This window comes from Nonomuraea pusilla, assembly GCF_900109355.1.
In the GTDB taxonomy this organism is placed as follows: Bacteria; Actinomycetota; Actinomycetes; order Streptosporangiales; family Streptosporangiaceae; genus Nonomuraea; species Nonomuraea pusilla.
The window spans coordinates 17,155-37,894 of the sequence record NZ_FOBF01000010.1 but is presented as its reverse complement, the minus strand read 5'-3'; the positions used below and the strand labels follow the sequence as shown (position 1 = coordinate 37,894).

Annotated in this window: 18 protein-coding genes; 9 read left to right on the top strand and 9 right to left on the bottom strand. The window is 72.8% G+C overall.

What is annotated here, in order from left to right; genetic code table 11:
- Positions 1-16: 16 nt before the first annotated feature.
- Complete coding sequence (locus BMX74_RS21375) at positions 17-511, bottom strand: Lrp/AsnC family transcriptional regulator (RefSeq protein ID WP_055507331.1); 495 nt, start codon at positions 509-511, stop codon at positions 17-19.
- Between the two features lie 200 nt (positions 512-711).
- Here BMX74_RS21375 and BMX74_RS21370 point away from each other — a divergent pair, with 200 nt between their 5' ends.
- The 9 genes from BMX74_RS21370 (at position 712) to BMX74_RS21330 (ending at position 11,049) form a co-directional block, all read left to right on the top strand.
- Positions 712-2,145 carry a gamma-aminobutyraldehyde dehydrogenase gene (locus BMX74_RS21370; RefSeq protein ID WP_055507333.1) on the top strand — a complete coding sequence of 478 codons (1,434 nt, stop codon included), beginning with the start codon at positions 712-714 and terminating at the stop codon, positions 2,143-2,145.
- A gap of 27 nt (positions 2,146-2,172) precedes the next feature.
- Positions 2,173-3,240, top strand: coding sequence for an ABC transporter ATP-binding protein (locus BMX74_RS21365; RefSeq protein WP_055507335.1), 1,068 nt, complete (start codon positions 2,173-2,175; stop codon positions 3,238-3,240).
- Positions 3,241-3,285: 45 nt separating this feature from the next.
- On the top strand, positions 3,286-4,479 hold the full coding sequence (locus BMX74_RS21360; RefSeq protein ID WP_256257058.1) for a polyamine ABC transporter substrate-binding protein: 1,194 nt from the start codon (positions 3,286-3,288) through the stop codon (positions 4,477-4,479).
- Positions 4,480-4,481: 2 nt separating this feature from the next.
- Positions 4,482-5,333 (top strand): ABC transporter permease, encoded by an 852-nt coding sequence (locus BMX74_RS21355; protein WP_055507337.1) that lies wholly within the window; start codon positions 4,482-4,484, stop codon positions 5,331-5,333.
- A complete protein-coding gene (locus BMX74_RS21350) occupies positions 5,330-6,121 on the top strand; it encodes an ABC transporter permease (RefSeq protein ID WP_055507338.1) in 792 nt (263 codons plus the stop codon). The genes BMX74_RS21355 and BMX74_RS21350 overlap by 4 nt, the downstream gene beginning before the upstream one ends.
- Positions 6,122-6,290: 169 nt before the next feature.
- Positions 6,291-7,685, top strand: coding sequence for an NAD(P)/FAD-dependent oxidoreductase (locus BMX74_RS21345; protein ID WP_091102350.1), 1,395 nt, complete (start codon positions 6,291-6,293; stop codon positions 7,683-7,685).
- Positions 7,686-7,743: 58 nt separating this feature from the next.
- Positions 7,744-8,616, top strand: a complete 873-nt coding sequence (locus tag BMX74_RS21340) for an alpha/beta hydrolase (RefSeq protein WP_091102348.1) — start codon at positions 7,744-7,746, stop codon at positions 8,614-8,616.
- 40 nt (positions 8,617-8,656) lie between these two features.
- Entirely contained in the window at positions 8,657-9,601 is a 945-nt protein-coding gene (locus tag BMX74_RS21335) for a quinone oxidoreductase family protein (protein WP_055507344.1), read from the top strand.
- A 209-nt stretch (positions 9,602-9,810) separates the two neighbouring features.
- Positions 9,811-11,049: an MFS transporter gene (locus BMX74_RS21330; protein WP_091102345.1), complete on the top strand. Its 1,239-nt coding sequence runs from the start codon at positions 9,811-9,813 to the stop codon at positions 11,047-11,049.
- Here the strand turns inward: BMX74_RS21330 and BMX74_RS21325 are convergent.
- From BMX74_RS21325 to BMX74_RS21290, 8 genes are all read right to left on the bottom strand, one after another.
- Positions 11,032-12,603 carry an MFS transporter gene (locus BMX74_RS21325; RefSeq protein WP_091102343.1) on the bottom strand — a complete coding sequence of 524 codons (1,572 nt, stop codon included), beginning with the start codon at positions 12,601-12,603 and terminating at the stop codon, positions 11,032-11,034. The genes BMX74_RS21330 and BMX74_RS21325 overlap by 18 nt on opposite strands.
- A gap of 35 nt (positions 12,604-12,638) precedes the next feature.
- A complete protein-coding gene (locus BMX74_RS21320) occupies positions 12,639-15,650 on the bottom strand; it encodes an AfsR/SARP family transcriptional regulator (protein ID WP_091102340.1) in 3,012 nt (1,003 codons plus the stop codon).
- A 7-nt stretch (positions 15,651-15,657) separates the two neighbouring features.
- Entirely contained in the window at positions 15,658-16,404 is a 747-nt protein-coding gene (locus tag BMX74_RS21315) for an isocitrate lyase/PEP mutase family protein (RefSeq protein ID WP_055507351.1), read from the bottom strand.
- The gene (locus BMX74_RS21310) at positions 16,401-17,210 is read right to left on the bottom strand and encodes a cytochrome P450 (protein WP_177227459.1); all 810 of its coding nucleotides are present in this window, start codon (positions 17,208-17,210) and stop codon (positions 16,401-16,403) included. Before BMX74_RS21310 ends, BMX74_RS21315 begins: the two co-directional genes overlap by 4 nt.
- An 84-nt stretch (positions 17,211-17,294) precedes the next feature.
- Positions 17,295-17,969: a DUF998 domain-containing protein gene (locus BMX74_RS21305; protein WP_082535463.1), complete on the bottom strand. Its 675-nt coding sequence runs from the start codon at positions 17,967-17,969 to the stop codon at positions 17,295-17,297.
- Positions 17,966-19,177, bottom strand: coding sequence for a glycosyltransferase (locus BMX74_RS21300; RefSeq protein ID WP_091102338.1), 1,212 nt, complete (start codon positions 19,175-19,177; stop codon positions 17,966-17,968). Before BMX74_RS21300 ends, BMX74_RS21305 begins: the two co-directional genes overlap by 4 nt.
- Before the next feature lie 68 nt (positions 19,178-19,245).
- Entirely contained in the window at positions 19,246-20,049 is an 804-nt protein-coding gene (locus BMX74_RS21295) for a DMT family transporter (protein ID WP_055507359.1), read from the bottom strand.
- Between the two features lie 36 nt (positions 20,050-20,085).
- Positions 20,086-20,703, bottom strand: a complete 618-nt coding sequence (locus BMX74_RS21290; RefSeq protein WP_055507361.1) for a DedA family protein — start codon at positions 20,701-20,703, stop codon at positions 20,086-20,088.
- Positions 20,704-20,740: the final 37 nt, after the last annotated feature.

Here is a 20,740-nt window from a genome sequence, read left to right as displayed (position 1 = left end):
CACCCGCGGGCAGCGGTTAGCGTGTGCCCCAGGAATAGGTCTGTTTGCGCAGCTTGAGATAGACGAACGACTCCGTGGTCCGCACGTTGGGGATGGCGCGGATCTTGCTGAGGATCTCCAGCAGGTGCCCGTCGCCCTCGCAGACCACCTCGACGATGACGTCGAACGAGCCCGCCGTGAGCACGACGTAGTCGATCTCCTCGATGGCGGCCAGCTCGTCGGCCACGGAGTCGAGGTCGCCCTCGCAGTTGACGCCGATCATCGCCTGGCGGGGGAAACCGAGCGTGAGGGGGTCGGTGACCGCCACGATCTGCATGACACCCGCCTCTTGGAGGCGCTGGACGCGCTGGCGCACGGCCGCCTCGGAAAGGCCGACCGCTTTTCCGATGGCCGCGTACGGCTTACGCCCGTCCGACTGGAGTTGCTCGATGATCTGTTTCGACAGCTCGTCGAGTACGACGGGCGCCGAGGAGTCACCATGATTGCGGCGTACGCGGGGCGGCGTCGTCATTGAGAGGATTCCTCCTAGCGCTGCGGTGTTACAGGGGCGTTCCCGCTGGATTGCCGTCCTGGTGCGACATGCTGTCAGTTCTTGGCTCTCTGTCAAGCGATTTCGTAGCAATTTGATATATTCGCCACGAAATCCCTTGTCTCGATGCCTTCACTCTGTCAGAGTCGCGGCATCTCAGCCACCTCACGAGGAGGTCAACGTTGACCACCCGTCTGCAGAACTTCATCAACGGTGAGTTCGTGGACGCCAAGAGCGGCCGGTACTCCGACATCATCGACCCCTGCACCGGGGAAGCCTACGTCCAGGCTCCCGTGTCGGGCGCCGACGACGTCGATGCCGCCTACGCCGCCGCGGCTGCCGCCTTCGAGTCGTGGGGAAGGACCACCCCGGGCGAGCGGGCGAACCTCCTGCTCAAGGTCGCCGACGCCATCGAGGCGCGGGCCGACGAGATCAACGAGGCGGAGTGCCGCAACACCGGCAAGCCGCGCGCCCGCATGGCGGAGGACGAGACCCCGGTCGCCGCCGACCACTTCCGCTTCTTCGCCGGTGCCGCGCGCACCCTGGAGGGCCCGACCGCGGGTGAGTTCCTCGCCGAGCACACCAGTGTCATCAGGCACGAGCCGATCGGCGTCGTCGGCCAGGTCACGCCGTGGAACTACCCGATGATGATGGCGGTCTGGAAGATCGCCCCCGCGCTGGCCGCGGGCAACACGATCGTGCTCAAGCCGTCCGACACCACGCCGGTCTCCACGCTCAAGCTGGCCGAGATCCTCGGCGAGGTGCTGCCCGCGGGCGTCTTCAACGTCGTCACCGGCGACCGCGAGACGGGCGCGCTGGTGGTGGGCCACCCCTCCGCCTCCATGGTCGCGATCACCGGCTCGGTCGGCGCGGGCATGTCGGTCGCGAGGAGCGCCGCCGACGACCTCAAGCGGGTCCACCTGGAGCTGGGCGGCAAGGCGCCGGTCGTCGTCTTCGAGGACGTCAAGGACCTGCGCAAGGCCGCCGAGAACATCGCCATGGCCGGCCTGTACAACGCGGGCCAGGACTGCACCGCCGCCTGCCGCGTGCTGGTGCAGGAGAGCGTGCACGACGAGTTCGTGGCCGCGCTCGCCGAGGCCGCCGCGGCGACCGTCACCGGCGACCTGTCCAACGAGGACGCCCTGTACGGCCCGCTCAACAACGCCGGCCAGCTCGCCAGGGTCCAGGGCTTCATCGAGAGGGTCCCGGCGCACGCCAAGGTCGTCACCGGCGGTCAGCGGGTCGGCGACAAGGGCTTCTTCTTCGCCCCCACTGTCGTGGACGGGCTCAGGCAGGACGACGAGATGGTGCAGAACGAGGTCTTCGGCCCCGTCATCACCGTCCAGACGTTCACCGACGAGGCGGACGCCCTCGCCAAGGCCAACGACGTCAGGTACGGCCTGAGCGGCTCGGTCTGGACGTCCGACCACGGCCGTGCGATGCGGATGTCGAACCGGCTCGACTTCGGCGTGGTCTGGGTGAACACCCACATACCTTTCGTGTCGGAGATGCCGCACGGCGGCTTCAAGCACTCGGGGTATGGAAAGGACCTTTCGGTGTTCGGTCTGCACGACTACACCAGGGTCAAGCACGTCATGCACTACATCGGCGAATAGCACGGAAACGTAGGGATATTTCCTGGTATGACCGAGCTGAATGCGATCGAACTCGAGGACGTCGTCAAGGAGTACCTCTCGCACGGCGAGGTCGTCCAGGCGGTCAAGGGTGTCACGCTGGAGATCGCCGAGGGGGAGTTCTTCTCCCTCCTCGGCCCCTCCGGGTGCGGCAAGACCACGACCATGCGGATGATCGCCGGTTTCGAGGAGCCCTCCAGGGGCGTGGTCCGGCTGCACGGCAAGGACGTCACCGACGTGCCACCGAACAAGCGCGACGTCAACATGGTCTTCCAGTCGTACGCGCTGTTCCCGCACATGAGCGTGTGGGACAACGTGGCGTTCGGGCTCAAGCAGAAGAAGACGCCGCAGGACGAGATCAAGCGGCGCGTCGGCGAGATGCTGGAGATCGTCGACCTCGTCGGCAGGGAGAAGCGCAGGCCCCGTGAGATGTCCGGCGGCCAGCAGCAGCGCGTCGCGCTCGCGCGGGCCCTCGTCAACCGCCCGCGGGCGCTCCTGCTCGACGAGCCGCTCGGCGCGCTCGACCTGAAACTGCGCCAGGCGATGCAGATCGAGCTCAAGCGCATCCAGCGGGAGGTCGGCATCACGTTCGTGTACGTGACGCACGACCAGAGCGAGGCGCTCACGATGAGCGACAGGATCGCCGTCATGAACGACGGCCTGGTCGAGCAGCTCGCCGCGCCGCGCGAGATCTACGAACGTCCGGCGACCGCGTTCGTCGCCGGGTTCATCGGCACCTCCAATCTCCTGAAGGGCACCGCGAACGGCGGCACGCTCAAGATCGGCGGCGGCCGTGTGCTGGTGCCGGGTCACGAGGGCGACGTCACCGTCACCGTCCGACCGGAGAAGATCACGATCGGCACCGGGGAGCCCGAGCCGGGGGTCAGCTCGGTGCGGGGGACCGTCTCGGAGATGGTCTACCTCGGGACGTACAACAGCTATTCGGTGAAACTCCCCGACGGGGCCGAGATCACGGTGTTCGAGCAGAACGCGCACGACGCGACGGCGACGGCGGAGCGGGGCGACTCCGTCTGGCTGTCGTGGCAGGCGCAGCACTCATATGTGATTGGAAGTTGATAGCAGCTCATGGAACCCCTGCACATCCCCGCACTGGTGAGGGGCATGACCCAGCCCCGCACCCGGCGTGACGTCTTCAGGATGGCCGGCCTCTCCGCCGCCGGCCTGGCCCTCGCCGCGTGCGGTGTCCAGGGCAAGAAGGCGGCGCCGCCCAAGGCCGACGCCGTCCAGGACTACTGGTCCAAGCAGACCAAGCACGGCAAGGTCGTCTTCGCCAACTGGCCGGAGTACATGCCGGAGGACAAGGCCCCGCTGGAGAAGTTCAAGCAGGCCACCGGCATCTCGTACGAGTACAAGGAAGTCATCCAGGAGAACGCCGAGTTCTTCGGCAAGGCCGAGCCCGTGCTGCGGGCGGGGCAGTCGCTGGGCTACGACATCGTCGTCATGACCAACGGCGTCCAGCTCCAGCACATGATCGACCTGGGCTACGTGGTGCCGCTCGACCACTCCAAGCTTCCGAACTTCGCGGCCAACGCGGGGGAGAAGTACAAGAACCGGTCGTACGACCCGGGCAACGTCTACACCGTGCCCTTCGCCTCCGGCGTGACCGGCATCGCGTACAACACCAAGTACGTCAAGGACGACATCACCAGCATCGAGGCGCTGTTCGACCCCAAGTACAAGGGGCGGGTCGGCATGATGGCCGACGCGCAGGAGATCGGCAACTTCGGCATGATCGCCACCGGCGCCAACCCCGAGAACTCCACCGAGGCCGACTGGAAGAAGGCCGGCGAGAAGCTCAAGGCGCAGCGCGACGCGGGCATCGTGCGCAAGTACTACGACCAGAGCTACATCGACGCCGTCTCCAAGGGCGACATCTGGCTCAGCATGGCGTGGTCCGGCGACGTCTTCCAGCGCCAGCTCGCGGGTGAGCCGGTCAAGTTCGTGGTGCCCCAGGAGGGCGGCACGATCTGGACCGACAACATGCTCATCCCGAAGGGCGCCGCCAACCCGGTGGACGCGCTCATGCTCATGGACTTCCTCTACCAGCCGGCCATCGCCGCCGAGCTGGACGAGTTCATCCAGTTCGTCACGCCGGTCCCGTCCGTGCAGGACCTGCTGAAGGAGAAGGCCAAGACCGCCGCGGGCGCGGACAAGAAGGCCCTGGAGGCGATGGCCGAGAGCCCGCTCATGTTCCCGAGCGAGGCCGACTACGCCAAGCTGCACAGCTACACCAAGCTGACCACGCAGCAGGAGCAGGTCTTCAACCCCATCTTCCAGTCGATCACCCAGGCCTAGCCATGAAGCGGCTCACCCCGTACCTGCTGGCGCTGCCGAGCTGGATGTGGCTGGCGATCTTCCTCGTCGTGCCGATGGTCGCGATGGCGTCGGTGTCGTTGCAGACCGGCAACGCCATCGACGGGTTCGTCATGACGTTCAGCTTCTCCAACTTCGGCGACGCGCTCAGCAGGTACAGCACCCAGTTGCTGCGCTCGCTGCTGTACGGGGGGCTCGCGACCCTCGCCATGCTGCTGATCGGGTACCCGGTCGCGTACTGGATCGCCTTCAAGGCCGGCGCGCGCAAGTCGATGTACCTGTTCCTCCTGCTGCTGCCGTTCTTCGTGTCGTTCGTGCTGCGGACGATCTCGTGGAGCTTCCTGCTGGCGGACAACGGCATCCTGTTCGGCACCCTGAAGAGCTGGGGCGTGCTGCCCGAGGGCTTCCACGTGCTGGCCACGACGGTCGCGGTGGTCGGCGGCCTGACGTACAACTTCCTGCCCTTCATGATCCTGCCGATCTACGTGGCGCTGGAGCGGGTGGACCCGCGGGTGGTGGAGGCGGCGCAGGACCTGTACGCCTCCCGCACCGCGGCCTTCCGCCGCGTGGTGCTGCCGCTGTCGCTGCCCGGCGTGTTCGCCGGGGTGCTCATGACGTTCGTGCCCGCCACCGCCGACCCGGTGAACGCGCAGGTGCTCGGCGGCACGGAGAACACGATGATCGGCAACATCATCCAGACCGCGTACCTGACCAACCTCGACTACCCGACGGCGTCCGCGCTGTCCTTCACGCTGATGGCGGTGCTGCTCGTCGGCATCTTCGTCTACGCGAGGGCGCTCGGCACCGAGAACGTGCTGGAGGCGGCGGCGCGATGAGCATGCGAGGGTTGAGGCTCGGCGACAGGCTGCTGCACGCCTACACCTGGCTGGTCGTCCTGTGGCTGTCGTCGCCGATCGCCGTGATGATCCTGTTCGGGTTCAACGACAAGAAGAGCAAGTCCAACACGAGCTGGCAGGGCTTCACGCTCAAGTGGTACGGCGAGCTCTTCAGCATCTCCGACCTGACCACGGCGCTGCGCAACTCGCTGGTCATCGCCCTGGTCAGCACCATCATCACGGTGGTGATCGGCACAATGCTCGGGCTCGCGGTGGGCCGCTACCGCTTCCGCGGCCAGGGCGCGACGAACTTCCTCGTGTTCGCCGCGATCTCCACGCCCGAGCTGGTGATGGGCGCGTCGCTGCTGTCGCTGTTCGTGTCCGGCAACCTGCCGCGCAACGCGAACACGATCATCATCGCGCACGTGCTGTTCTCGCTGTCGTTCGTCGTCGTGACGGTGCGGGCCCGGGTCATCACCCTGGATCCGTCCATGGAGGAGGCGGCGCGAGATCTCGGCGCCTCCGCGTGGGGCACGTTCCGGCAGGTGACGCTGCCGGCCGTCATGCCCGGCGTGGCGGCGGGCGCGATGCTCGCGTTCGCCCTGTCCATCGACGACTATGTCGTCACCAGCTTCGTCAACGGCTCGACCATCACGTTCCCGCTGTGGATCGTCGGATCGGTGAAGACCGGCATCCCACCGCAGGTGAACGTCATGGGTACGCTCATCTTCGGGGTCGGCGTCCTGATCGCCGTGGCCAACGCGGTCGCGGCCAGGCGCCGCGCCTAGAGCGTCCCACCCCAGCTCCCCCCGCGCCCCGCGGGGGGTTTGGTGTATTCCGGCAAAGAACAGGGAGGCGAGATCGGATTTCGGCGGGGGGAACCCGCGCGTGATCGATAGAGATCCCGCGACTGCATAAAAAATCAAAAACACTGACTTTCGTAGGGAAGTGGGATTTGTGGATCCGCTGAAGGCGCTTGCTGACGCGGAGCGCAAGCCGTACTGGCTGGACAGCCCGGCCAGACCCGAGCCGCGACCGCGGCTCTTCGGAAACACCAGCGCCGACCTGGTCGTGGTCGGCGGAGGCTTCTCGGGCCTGTGGACGGCCCTGATGGCCAAGGAACGCGACCCCTCCCAGGACGTCGTCCTGCTGGAGGGCCGCAGGATCGGCTGGGCGGCCACCGGCCGCAACGGCGGGTTCTGCATGGCGACGCTCACCCACGGCCTGGCCAACGGCCTGGAGCGGTGGCCGGAGGACATCGACCGGCTCGAACGCATGGGCGTCGAGAACCTCGACGAGATCGAGCGCACGCTGGAACGTCACGGCGTGGACTGCTCGTTCGAACGCACCGGCGAACTGCACGTGGCCACCGAGCCGTGGCAGCTCGACGGGCTCAACGACCATCTGGACCTCATCTCCGACCTGGGGCTCGACTACGTGCCGCTGGACCGCGAGCAGGTGCGGGCGGAGGTGAACTCGCCCACCTACCTGGGCGGCCTGTGGGAGCGCAGCGGATGCGCCATGCTCGACCCCGCCCGACTCGCCTGGGGGCTGCGCGAGGCCTGCCTGCGGCTCGGGGTCAGGGTGTACGAGCGCAGCCCCGTGCGGTCCATGGACGACGACGGCGTCACCATCGGACTGCGCACGCCGTACGGCGTGGCGCGGGGCCGCCGCGTGGCGCTGGGCACGGGGGTGTTCCCGCCCTTGCTACGGCGGCTCAAGCACTTCGTGGTGCCGGTCTACGACTACGCCCTCATGACCGAGCCCCTGACCGACGCCCAGCTCGCCGAGGTCGGCTGGCGCAACCGGCAGGGCGTCGGCGACTCGGGCAACCAGTTCCACTACTACCGGCTGACCGACGACAACCGCGTCCTGTGGGGCGGCTACGACGCCGTCTACTACAACGGGGGCCTGGTCAAGCCCGAGTACGAGCAGCGGGACGAGACGTTCGTCAAGCTCGCGGGGCACTTCTACGAGACGTTCCCGCAGCTCGACGGCGTGCGCTTCACGCACAGGTGGGGCGGCGTCATCGACACCTGCAGCCGGTTCAGCGCCTTCTACGGGCAGGCGCACGGCGGCAGGCTGGCGTACGCGGCCGGGTACACCGGCATGGGCGTCGGAGCCACCAGGTTCGGCGCGAACGTCATGCTCGACCTGCTGTCGGGCGAGCGGACGGAGCGCACCGAGCTGCGGATGGTCAAGGAGAAGCCCTTCCCGTTCCCGCCTGAGCCGGTGCGGTCGGGGGTGATCCAGTTCACCCGCTGGTCGATCGCCCAGGCCGACCAGCACCAGGGCAGGCGCAACCTGTGGCTGCGCACGCTCGACCGGATGGGCCTCGGGTTCGACTCCTGACCCGGGCACGAGCCCGCCCTCGTCCCCGTGGCCCCTCGCACTGGGCACACTGGGACGCATGAGAATCGAGTTCGCCGCCGACGGCCTCACGCTCGCCGGGGACCTCCGGGTGCCCGGCGGCGCGGGGCCGTGGCCGGGGCTGGTGCTGACCGGCCCGTTCACCAGCGTGCGCGACCAGGTGACCGGCCGGTACGCCGAGCTCCTGACCGCCCGCGGGTACGCCACGCTCGCGTTCGACCACCGCAACTGGGGCGAGTCCGAGGGCATGCCCCGCTGGCACGAGGACCCTCAGGGCAAGCTGGCCGACCTGCGGGCGGCGGTGTCGGTGCTGCGGTCGCGGCCGGAGGTGGACGGCGGCAGGATCGGCGTGGTGGGTATCGGCCTTGGCGCCGGATACGCACTGAGATTTGCTGCTTTCGACCCTCGGGTCGGGGCGTTCGTCGGCATCGCGGGGGCGTACGCCAACCCGTACGCCCTGCGCATGAGCCCGCACTACCAGGAGGCGCTCGCCGAGCACACCGCCGCCGTCGAACGCCAGGACCTCGGTGGCCCCGTCGAGTACCTGCCCGCCGTCGCCGAGGAGGGCGAGGCCGCCATGCCGGGCGACGAGCCCTTCGCCTACTATGGCACCGGGCGCGGCGCGTCGCCCACCTGGGAGAACCGGGTGACCCGCGCCGGCCTGCGCGAGCTCGCCACCACCGACCACATGATGGCCGCCGACTTCCTGTCGCCCAAGCCCGCGCTCATCGTCCACGGCGTCATCGACAGGTTCTGCCCCCCGGAGGGCGCCGAGGAGGCGTACCGGCGGCTCGACCGGCCCAAGGAGATCGTCTGGCTGGACGCGAGGCAGCACGTCGACCTCTACGACCGCGAGCCGCACGTCGGGCAGGCCGCCGACGCCGCGGCCCGGTTCCTCGCCGATCACCTCTGACGGTTAGGCTGGCCGCGTCCGACGAGACGAGGGGGATCTCATGCGTGCCGTCCTGTTCGCCCAGTTCGGCGAGCCAGAGGTGCTCGAAGAGGCCGAGGTGCCCGACCCCGTCCCCGGGCCCGGCCAGGTGCTGGTCGACGTCGAGGCCGCCGGGGTGAACTTCGCCGACGTCCGGCAGGTCTCCGGCCACTACGGCGCCCCCGCCGCCCTGCCGTTCATCCCCGGACGCGAGGTCGTCGGGCGCACGCCCGGCGGGCGGCGGGTCATGGGCTTCACCGACAACGGCTTCGCCTCCAAGGCGGTGCTGCCCGAGGACGCCATGGTGGAGGTCCCCGAGTCGCTGCGGCCCGGCCAGGCGCTCGCGCTGCTCGTGCAGGGGCTCACCGCCTGGCACCTGCTGCGCTCGTCCGCGAAGGTGCAGCCGGGGGAGAGCGTCGTGGTCAACTCCGGGGCGGGCGGCGTCGGCAGCCTCGCCGTGCAGCTCGCCAGGCACTTCGGGGCCGGGCGCGTCATCGCCACCGCCTCCACCGAGGACAAGCGGCGCCTCGCCATGGAACTCGGGGCCGACGCCGCCGTCGACGGGCACGCCGACGGCTACGCCGAGCGGGTGCTCGAAGCCAACGGCGGGCGGCCCGTGGACGTCGTCCTCGACGCCGTGGGCGGCCCGGTGTTCGAGGCGGCCTTGGACGTCCTCGCCATGTTCGGCCGCGTCGTCACGTACGGCTCGTCCTCGGGCGAGCACCCCCGCCCCGTCGATCCGGCACGGCTCGCCGAGCGCAACGCCGGGGTGATCGGCTTCTGGCTCAGGCCCCTGCTCGACCGGCGCGGGCTCGACCGCGAGGTGCTGGGCGAGCTGCTCGGCCTCACCGCGTCGGGCCGCCTCCGGCCGCTCGCCGGGGCCGAGTACCCGCTGGGCGAGGCCGCGCAGGCGCTGTCCGACCTGGCCGGGCGCCGTACGGTGGGCAAGGTCGTCCTCACGACCTGAGACCTGGCCGCGGTGCGGCCGCGATTCGCCCAGTCCGGGACATACGGGAGAAGACGCTAGGATCAGCACTCGTGGCGTTCACAGCCCGCTGTGCGCCCCGTGAGTGACCGCTCGGCGGCCGGCCCCCAACGCCGGTATCTACCCCGGTCGAAGCCCACCGCGACGGTGCGCTCCCCCGGGAGGCTCCGTCATGACCTGGACGGAGACCCGTGAAGTCCTACCTCGACGTGCTCGCCACGCCAGGAGCCTGGCGGTTCCTGCTGCCCGCGCTTGTGGCGCGCGTGCCGTCCGCCATGACCCAGATGGGCGTCCTGCTGCTCGTCCAGTGGTCCACCGGCGCGTACGGGCCCGCCGGCATCGCCGCCGCGGCCGCCGCCGTCGCCCAGGCGCTCGCCGGGCCGTGGACCGGCCGCCTGGCCGACAGGCACGGGCAGGCCAGGGTGCTGCTGCCGCAGGCCGCCCTGCACGCGCTGGCCCTCGGCACGCTGCTCGCCCTCGCCGCCGCGCACGCCCCCGTGCCCCTGCTCGTGGCCACGGCCGCGCTCGCGGGCGGCTCCGGGCCCCAGGTCGGCGCCATGGTACGGGCCAGGTGGGCGCGCCGCCTCGGCGGCACCGGGCGGCTCACCACGGCGTTCGCGGTGGAGTCGGTCACCGACGAGCTCACGTTCACGCTGGCGCCGGTGCTGCTGGTCGGGCTGTCCACGGCGTACACGCCGGTCGTCGCGCTCGCCGCCGGGCTGGTGCTGATCGTCGCGGGCACGGTCGCCTTCGCCCTCGTGAGAACCGACGCCCCGCCCCCCACCCGGACAGGCCACCCGGACGCCGCGCGGAGCGGCGCGCCCGCCGCCGTGTGGCGGGTCAGGGGCGTGGTGCCGCTGGCGGTCGGCTTCCTGGCCATGGGCTCGGTGTTCGGCAGCCTCCAGGTGGGCATCACGTCGCTCACCGCCGCGTGGCACCTGCCGGGGGCGGCGGGGCCGGTCTACGGCACGTTCTCGGCCGGCAGCGTCCTCGGCGGCCTGCTCTACGGCGCGGTGCGCTGGCGGGTGGCACTCAGGTTCCGGCTGGTCGCCGGGCTGGCCCTGCTCGCCGCCGCCACCAGCGCCCTCACGGCCGCGGGAACCGTCCCCGTCCTGTACGGCGCCGCCGCGCTGGCGGGCCTGGTGATCGCCCCCGTGGTGATCACCGGCTACACCATCATCGAGACCCTGGTGCCCGCCGCCGTACGCACCGAGGCGTTCACCTGGCTCGCCGGCGCCATCGGCCTCGGCATCGCCACGGGCGCGTCCGCGGCGGGCCAGCTCGTGGACCGCGTGGGCCCCTCGGCGGCGTTCGCCGTGCCGCCCCTCGCCACCGCGCTGGCGGCGGCGCTGCTGCTCGCCCGTGTCGGAGCCCTCCGCCCCCGCGAGGAGCCCGCCGCACCGAGGGAACCCTCACTGCTCCCCGGCTGACCTCGTCCGCGCCGCCTGCGCCCCGGGCCCGTCCTCCTCGACCGCCGCACCCTCGGTCTCCTGGATGACGGCCGGGACGCCGCGCAGTCCGGCGAGGGCCAGCAGCGCCACCACGGCGAGCAGCACCGCCGTGACCAGCGACGTGACGTGCATCCCGTCGAGGAACGCCGACCTCGCCGCCCGGACGAGCGCCTCGGCCTGCGCGGCCGGCAGCGCGGACGCCGCCTCCACCGCCCCGGCGATCGACTCGCGCGCCGCCGCCCCCGCCGGGCCGCCCGCCACCTCGGCGGGCAGGTCGAGCCCCGACCGGTAGACGCCGGTCAGCACGCTGCCGAGCACCGCGATGCCGAGGGCGCCCCCCAGCTCGAACGCCGTCTCCGACACCGCCGCCGCCGCGCCCGCCCGCTCCTTCGGCGCGGTGGCCAGCACGTTGTCGTTGTTAACCGTGAAGGCGAACCCGATGCCGACCCCGCCCGCCGTCATCGGGATCAGCAGCGTGGCGTACGTCAGCTCCGTGCCGAGCGTCGCGTACCAGAGGAAGGCGCCGGCGTTCAGCGCCAGCCCCAGCGCCACCACGCCGTTCCTGCCGACGCGCGGGACCAGGGCGGCCGCGAGGACGCCGCCGACCGCGCCGCTCAGCCCGCCGGGCAGCTGCGCCAGCCCCGCCTGCAGCGGCGACCAGCCGAGCACCAGCTGCAGGTACCACGCGAACATCAGCATCATGGCCGACATCGTGAAGATGGCCAGGAGGTTCGTGCCGACGGACGCGGCGAACGCCCTGCGCCGGAACAGCCGCACGTCGATCAGCGGCCGCGGCAGCCGCGTCTGCCGCAGGCCGAACACCGCCAGGCACGCCACGCCCGCCGCCCCCGCCGCGAGCACGTCCGCCTGCCAGGCCCCCTCGTACGCGGCCTCCTTGACCGCGTACACGACCGCCACCGTCCCGGCGAACGACAGCGCCACGCTGGGCAGGTCGATGCGGCCGGCGCCGGGGTCGCGCGACTCGGGCAGCACCAGCATCCCGCCGGCCAGCACCACCAGCATGACCGGGACGTTCAGCAGGAACACCGAGCCCCACCAGAAGTGGTCGAGCATCAGGCCGCCCACCACCGGACCCACCGCGAACCCGGCGGCGCTCATCCCGCTCCAGATCCCGACCGCCGCCGTCCGCTCGCGCGGCTCCGTGAAGACGTTCCTGACGATCGACAGCGTGGACGGCATGATGGTCGCCCCCGCGACGCCGAGCAGCGCCCGCGCCGCGATCAGCAGCTCAGGACCGGGCGCGTACGCCGTCAGCGCGGACGCCGCGCCGAACGCCACCGTGCCCGCGAGGAGCAGCCGCTTGCGCCCCACCCGGTCGCCCAGGTTGCCCATGGTGACGAGCAGCCCCGCCAGCGCGAAACCGTAGACGTCGGCGATCCACAGCACCTGGGTGGACGTCGCGCCCAGGTCCGCGACGAGGCGGGGCAGCGCCAGGTGCAGGACGGTGACGTCGAGCGAGAGGAGAAGCGTGGCCAGGCACGCGATGGCCAGACAGGCCCATCTGTTCGTCATGCCGCCCAGCGTCGCCGCCGCCGCTGACCGCCCGCCTACCGCCCGCTGACCGCCCCGCCCCCATCCGCGCCGCCGGTCCTGGCGTCCAGCTCCGCCAGGTCGGCGAGGACGCGGGCGCGGATCTCGTCCGCGCTGTACCAGCCCTCCTGGCACTCCGCGCGCGCCCGCAGCAGCCACGACCGGGCCGCCGCCACGTCGCCGCGGACCAGCGCCGCCTCGCCGAGCCCGGCGTGCGCCCGCGCCAGCGACTCCATCGAGCCGCCCCTGCGCCCCTGCTCCTCGGCAGCCCGGTAGTCGGACTCGGCCCCCTCCACGTCCGACAGCCGCAGCCGACAGTCGCCGCGCACGCACAACGCCTCCGCGATCTCCGCCGTCGCCCCCAGCTCCACCGCCTTCTCCAGCGCCTCACCCGCCAGCCTGCCCGCCTCGCGGTACTCGCCCCGCCCGTACGCCAGCGCCGCCAGCCCCGACAGCGCCAGCACCATGCCCCAGCGCTCCCCGATGGCGCGGAACGCCGCCAGGCCCTCCTCGAACCTGGCCCTGGCCTCGTCCACCCGGTCCTGGAGCTGCAGCATGAACCCGGCGCCCGTGAGCGACAGCGCCCGCGGCCACGGGGCGAGATCGCTCATCGCCTCGTACAGGAGCAGGAGACCGTCGTAGTCGTCCGGCGGCCCGGTGAACGCCGACCTCAGCATCATGAGGAACTCCAGCCGCCGCGGCACCCGCGTCGGCGGCAGCACGGCGGGCAGCGTCTCCAGCCGCGCGCGCAGCCCCTCGTCGGCCTCGCCCGCCCAGGCCGCGACGAGCACGCACATGGCGTACTCCTCCTCCAGCCCATCCGGGATCTCGGAGCCCCCGGCGGCGGCGTCGCCCAGGCGCGGCAGCAGCGCCGCCGCCAGCGTCGCGCTCGCGCCCCGGTGCGCGCGCAGCCACCAGTAGTAGGCGCACCGGGCCAGCAGCCGCAGCGCCGCCTCCAGCCGCCCCGACTCCGTCGCCCAGCGCGCCGCCGCGTCCAGGTCACCGCTCTCCTCGTCCAGCCTGGCCAGCCAGCCGAGCTGGTCGGCGGAGCGCAGCCGCGCGTCCGCCTCCTCCGCCAGCTCCACGTAGTACGCGAGGTGCGCGGCCCGCGTCCGCTCCGTCTCGCCCGCCTCGTCCAGCCGCTCCGCGCAGAACGCCCTGATCGTCTGCAGCATGCGGAACCGGCCGTCCACGACCTCCACCAGCGACTTCTCCGCCAGCGAGAACAGGACCTCCTCCGGCAGCCCGCACACCCGCTCCGCCGCCTCAGGCCTGGCGCCGCCCGCGAACACCGTCAGCCGCCTGGCCATCCGCTGCTCGTCCTCGTCGAGCAGGTCCCAGCTCCACGCGACCACGGCGTGCAGGGTCTGGTGGCGGGGCAGCGCCGTCCTGCTGCCCCTGGCCAGCAGCCGGAACCTGTCGCCCAGACGGTCCGCCACGTCCTCCAGCGTCAGCGTGCTCAGCCTCGCCGCCGCCAGCTCGATCGCGAGAGGCAGACCGTCCAGGGCGCGGCAGACCTCCGCCACCCGGCCGGCGTTCTCCCCGGTGACCGTGAACGACGCCCTGACGGCCGCCGCCCTGTCGGCGAACAGCCGGACCGACGGGTACGCCAGCGGGTCGGGGGCGTCGGGCGGAGGCAGGCGCAGCGGCGCGACCGGCAGGATCGACTCGCCGGTGATGCCCAGCGCCTCCCGGCTCGTCGCCAGCACCCGCAGCGAGGGACAGGCGGCGAGAAGCTGGTCCGCGAGGACGGCCACGGGCCCGACGAGGTGCTCGCAGTTGTCCAGCACCAGCAGCAGCGCCCGGTCGGCCAGCGCCGTGACCAGACGGGCATTCGGCCCCACGGCGGGCCTGCCCAACCCGGTGATCACCGTCTCCCGCACCCCGAGCGCGCCCAGCACCACCTCGGCGACGACGTCGCCTCCCGCCGCCGGCCCGGACGCGGCGCCGCCTGCCGCCCCCAGAGCGGGGGAGGCGGTGGCGACGGAGGCGAGCTGGACGACGCAGACGTCGCCCCGCGCGCGCTCGGCCGCCTCCAGCGCCAGCCTGGTCTTGCCCGCGCCGCCCGGCCCGATCAGCGTGACCAGCCTGCTGTCACGCAGCCGCGCGCCCACCTGGGCCAGCTCCTCGTCCCTGCCGACGAAACTCGTGAGCTGCGCCCGCACGCCCTGCCGCAGCCGGCCCGGCCCGGCGTCGACCGCCGCGCCCCCCGGCGCCTGCGCCGGGCCGTCCACGCGAACGCCCGCGCCCGCTCCCGGCCCGGCTGAACGCCGCGCCCCGTCCAGGCCGGACCGCAGGCCCTCCGGGCCGTCGGCGCGGAGGACGGCGAGGTGGGCGGCGGCCAGCTCGGGGCCCGGGTCGACGCCCAGCTCCTCGCCCAGCACGCGCCGCGCCTCCGCGTAGACGGCCAGCGCCTCGGCCTGCCTCCCCGCGCCGTACAGGGCGCGCATGAGCTGGGCGCGCAGGCGCTCGCGCAACGGGTGGGCGGCGGTCAGCCCCCGCAGCTCGGCCACCACCTCCCGGTGCCCGCCGAGTTCGAGGTCGGCCTGGACGCGGTCCTCGGTGGCGGCGAGCCGCAGCTCCTCCAGAGCGGCCGCCGCGGCGGCGGCGTGCGGGGCGTCGGCCAGCGGCGTGCCCCGCCACAGCGCCAGGGCCTCGCGCAGCAGCGTGGCGGCCCGCGCGGCGTCGCCCGAGGCCAGCGCGCCGCGCCCCTCGGCCGCGAGGCGCTCGAAGCGGCCGGCGTCCACGTCGTCCCGGTCGGCCACCAGCCGGTAGCCGGACGGATGGAACTCCACGAGATCCCTGCCCAGCGCCCTGCGCAGCCGCGACACCTGCGACTGCAGCGCGTTGGCCGTGCCTTCGGGCGGGTGCGGGCCGTACATGCCGTCCACGAGCCGGCCGGCGCTCACGATCCGGCCCGCGTCGAGCGCCAGCAGCGTCAGCAGGGCGCGCCCCCGGGGGCCGCCGAGCGTCACCGGCGCGCCGTCCTCGTCCAGCGCGACGGTGGGTCCGAGGATCTGGAAGCGCATGCCCCGATTATCGGGGTTGGGGAAGGACCGCGGCGATCTCCCCGTACGTCGGGATCGGCGGCGCCTCACGCCCCTGGACGGCCAGCACCTCCGCCAGCGCGCCCCGCAGCGCCGCGCGGTACAGCAGCGACCCGGTGCTCACCCTCGCCACCCCGGCCGCCGCGAGCTGCTGCAGGGTCGGCCCGCCCGGCTGGTACAGGACGTTCAGCGGCAGCGGCGTGCTCGCGGCGACCTCGGCGATCTCGTCCAGGCCGGTCAGGCCGGGCACGAAGATCCCGTCGGCGTGGGCGTAGGCGGCGACGCGTTCGCGGGTGTCGCCGGTCCGCAGCCAGCAGGTGTCGGTACGGGCGTTGACGAACACGCCGTGCCCCTTGGCCGCCTCGACGATCCGCTGGTGCAGTTCGACGGGGCGCAGGGTGCCGTCGGGGCGGCCGTCCTCCAGGTTGACGCCGGAGACGCCCAGCGCGGCCAGCCCCGCCACCAGGTCCGACACCTCGGCCGGGTCGTCGCTGAAGCCGCCCTCGATGTCCACGGTGACGAACACGCCCAGCCCGCTGACGGCCTCGGCGAGTTCGATCGTCTCGGCCCGGGTGGCGCCCGCCGCGTCCGGCTTGCCGTGGACGGCGGCCACGCCCAGGCTGGTGGTGCCGATCGCGGGGAAGCCGGCGGCGGCCAGGTAGGCGGCGGAGCCGAAGTCCCAGGCGTTGGGCAGCAGCAGCGGGTCGCCGGGACGGTGCAGGTCGCGGAAGGTCACGGCGCCTCACCGGCGCCGCGCGCCTCAACCCGGTCGATCGGACCGTCGGTGGGCGTGACGTCCGCGGTGAGGGCGTCGAGGACGCCGGCCGCGAGGGCGAGGGCGTGGTCCGCCGCCGGGCAGGGGCGTACGCCGTACCCGAAGGTCAGGTGCGGCGACGGGCCGCGCGAGGCGTCGAAGCGCCCGGGATCGGCGAACACCTCGGGGTCGCGGTTCACGGCCACCAGGTCGATCACGACCTCCTCGCCGGTCCGCGGGTCCAGCCTGCGGCTGGCCTTGAGCGGCGGGTCGTGCCTCAGGGTCTCCTGCAGCACCGCCTCCACGCCGGCGCCGGACCCGGCGTGGGGGAGGGCGTTCTCGATCAGGCCCTCCACCGCCGCGTGCGCCTGCAGCAGCAGCGTGATCGACGGGAGGTCGGCCAGCGCGGTGAGCGCGGCCACGGCGGCGTCGGCCCCGGGGCTGTCCTCCCCGCTCAGGTAGCCGCTCGCGGCCGCGGCGACGACGCCTGGGGGAACCGTGACGCCGAGCGCCGCGGCGAGCACCGCCGTCGGCACCCCGCGCCAGTCCCCCGCGCGCCTCGCCGTCTCCTCGCGGGCGGACGCCCTCAGCGCCGCGGGGTCGAGCGCGGCCAGCCGCGCCGTCAGCGCCTCGCGCCTGCGCGCGTGCGTCTCGCCCGCGCTGAACCGTGACACCTGGGCGCGCAGCCAGGCGAGCGTCCCCTCGGCGCCGTCCTGGCGGACCGGCGGCGGCACGTGGCGGGGGTCCGCGAGCACCGCCCTGGCGTCGGCGTGCGATGTGATGACCATGTCCTCACGGTAGGACGACGTTCCTTCGCCGGCGGCCGAAGCGTGCCCGTACCGGTGCGGGCCCGAGAGCGGCGGCGTGCGGGGTCAGGCGGCCAGGCGGTGGTCGTGGTCCGGCGTGCTCGGCTGCCCCTGCCCGGCGGCCCCGGCGGCCGGCCCGGCCTGCACGGCCCCCCGCGCCGCCCCCGACGCGGACGCCATCAGGACGACCAGCGCGATCTCGGCCAGCACCAGCGCGCGTTCGAGCAGCCCGTAGTAGGCGGCGCCGCCGATGAGCGGTGAGGTGAAGGACGCCGGGTGGGCCGCCAGGTACACGGCCAGGGTCAGCGCGGACGTCACGCTCATGGCGCGCACCAGGTTCCAGCGCGGCAGCGCCGCCCGGCCCCTGGCCAGCGTCCAGCCGGCGACGGGCAGCGCGGTGAAGACGAGCGCCGCCGACCAGCGGTGGATCTCACCGGAGAGCGTGCTGACGTCCGACGGCGTGGGGTCGGTGGGGAAGACCGCGCTCAGCATCAGCCCCGCGGCGCTCGCGACCAGCAGCACCCGCGTCGCCGCGGACCGCGACGGCTCGGCGGCGGCCAGCCCGTACGCGAGCGACAGGCAGGCGGCGGCCAGCGCCAGCATGCCGACCAGGATGGGCAGCATCCCGCCGGTCACGAGCGCGTAGTCGCTGACGAGCGTCTGGGCGGGCAGGGTGAGCTGGGCGTAGGCCAGGGCCGCGGCGGCGACCAGGGCTCCGATCACGGTTCCCCATCGGGTCATCGAGTCACCTCATCGTAGATCTGCTCGAACCGGGCCAGAGAGGCCTGGTGGTCGTGGATCATGGCTAGTTCCCTGCTGGCCCTGCCGAAACGTGCGCGCTGCGCGTCGTCGGCAAGGACGCAGGTCAGTTGCCGTGCCAGCGCCACCACGTCGCCCGGCTCGAACAGCGCGCCGTTGCCGTCCACGAGGTGAGGCAGCGCCATCGCGTCGGCGGCGACGACGGGCAGCCCCGACGCCATCGCCTCCAGCGTGGCGATGCTCTGCAGTTCGGCGACGCTCGGCATGGCGAACACGTCGGCGGCGGCGAACGCCTGCGGCATGAGCTCGTCCGGGACGAACCCGAGGAAGATCACCCGGTCCTCGACCCCGATGCGCCTGGCGAGCCGCTCCAGTTCGGCGCGCTGGTTGCCCCGGCCGACCAGCACCGCCTGGGCGTCGGTCTCGTTGAGCACCAGCGGGAGGGCGCGCACCAGGTCGCCCAGCCGCTTCTCCTCGTCGAGGCGGCCGACGAACAGCACCGTGGGCCGGTCGGGCAGGTCGAACACCCGGCGCGCCCACGCCTTCGGCTCGCTGTGCGGGTGGAAACGCGACAGGTCGATGCCGCACGAGACGGCCTCCACCTCGCGGGTGAAGCCCTGGTCGGCCAGCAGCTTCGCGGCGAGCGGCGTGGGCGTCGTGACGCGGTCGGCGCGGTTGTAGACGCGGCGGAAGTCGCGCCAGGCCAGCCGGGCCGCCCGCTCCCGCAGCCGCGCGGGGACGTGGCCGAACTGGAAGAGGTTGTCGGGCATGAAGTGGTTGGTGGCCACGACGGGCACGCCGCCGCGCCGCGCCGCGGCGATGGCGGCCCTGCCGACGACGAAGTGGCCCTGCGTGTGCAGCACGTCAGGGCCGATGGCGGCGAACAGCCGGTCGAGCCTGGTCGGCACGGTGACCCGCATGGTGGGGTGGACCAGCAGCGGCGCCGACCGCAGCCGGTGCACGACGACGCCGTCCACGACCTCGGCGCTGGCCGGGCCGGCGTCCGACTGGCAGACCACGTGCACCTCGTTGCCGCGCGCGGCCAGTCCCGTGGCCAGGCGGTGGGTGAAGTACGCGGTGCCGTTGACGTCCGGGGGATAGGTGTCGGTGGAGATCAGGACGCGGCGGGGACGGTCGGGCAGCGGGGCGAGCCGGGGTGCTGGTGTCAGAGAGCGGATGGGCATGGCCATGGCAGGGGACTCCAGGGTCTGTCGGGACGAAGCAGGGGACGAAGCAGGGGACGCGACAGAGGGGGACATCAGTGGCGCGTCTCCAGGGGAGTGGTGCGCGCCAGGGCGACGGTCCCGGCGGCGGTCAGGGCCGCCGCCGCGACGGGGGCGAGGCCGGTGGGGAGCGGCTCGCCGAGCAGCAGGGCGCCGAACGCCACCGCGGTGAGCGGGTCGGCGATCTGCAGGGACGCGAAGGACACGCCGAAGTGGCCGACGGCGTACGCCCGCTGGAGCATCATCAGCGCCAGCAGCGCGGGCACGGGCAGCGCGAGCAGGTACCACCAGTTCCAGCCGCCGTCCACGAGGGCGCGCACGAGCGTGGCGGTGGCGCCGTACAGGACGCCGGAGCCGGTCGCGAGCAGCGCGGCCCGGCCCGCCGGGGAGGCGGCCCTGGCCCCCGCCCACAGCAGCACGGCGGCGACGCCGGCCACGGCGAGCAGCGTCACCACGCCGGACGGCTCCAGCCGGGCCGGCCCGTCCGACTCGGGCACGAGCAGCACCAGCCCGATCAGCCCGGCGGCCACCACGGCCGCGGCGGTCAGTTCGGCGCGGGTGGGACGGCGCCCGTGCAGGGCGGCCGCGATCGGCAGGGCGAACAACAGGCTGGCCACACCCATGGGCTGCACCACGGTCAGCGGGCCGAGCCCGAGCGCGACGATGTGCAGCCCGCCGCCCGCCAGGATCGACAGCCCGCCGAGCAGCCAGCGTGGCCGCCGCAGCAGCGCCAGCAGGCCGGGCTCGGCCGACCCCGACGCCTCGAACTGCTGCAGCGCGGCGCCGAGGGCGAAGAACAGCGACCCGACCAGGGCGATCACCGCGGCCAGCACAGTCATGCGCCCTCCTTTCAGACGGATGGTTGCCAGGCAGGGTCAAACGGACGTGTCCGCAGGAAGACGTTCCGGGGAAGCCTCGGTGGCGCGTCGCTTCCTGAGCCAGCGGACGAGCTCCACGGCGCCCGTGATGGACACCGCGATGCCGAGGCCGAGCAGCAGGCCCTTGATGGGGTCGTTCTCGAACGCCATCCCGCCGAAGAACCCGATGAGCCCGGAGTACAGCGCCCACGAGCAGGCGGCGATCGCGTCGAAGAAGGTGAACGAGCGCAGCGGGAACCGCACCGCCCCCATCGTCAACGTGGTCGCCGTCCGCCCGCCGGGGATGTACCTCGCCACGACCAGGACGAGGCCGCCCCGCTCGGCCAGGGCGCCGCGCGCCCAGATGAACGCCTTCTTCTCGCGCAGCCTGCCCGCCGACGTCCGGCCGATCAGGTACGACACGTGGTCGCCCGCGAACGCGCCGAGCGCCGCGACCAGGATCACCAGCGCGAGGTTGGTCTCGCCCGAGGCCGCGAACACCGCAGCCGTGATGACCGACGTCTCGGCGGGCACGACGGGGAAGAACCCGTCGAGCAGCGCCAGCGCGAACAGCGCCGCGTACAGCCACGGGGAGGACATGACCTGCTGGACCAGGTCGAGGATGGCGTGCGACATGTGGGGTCTACTCCGATCGTCAGGGCACTCACACAGC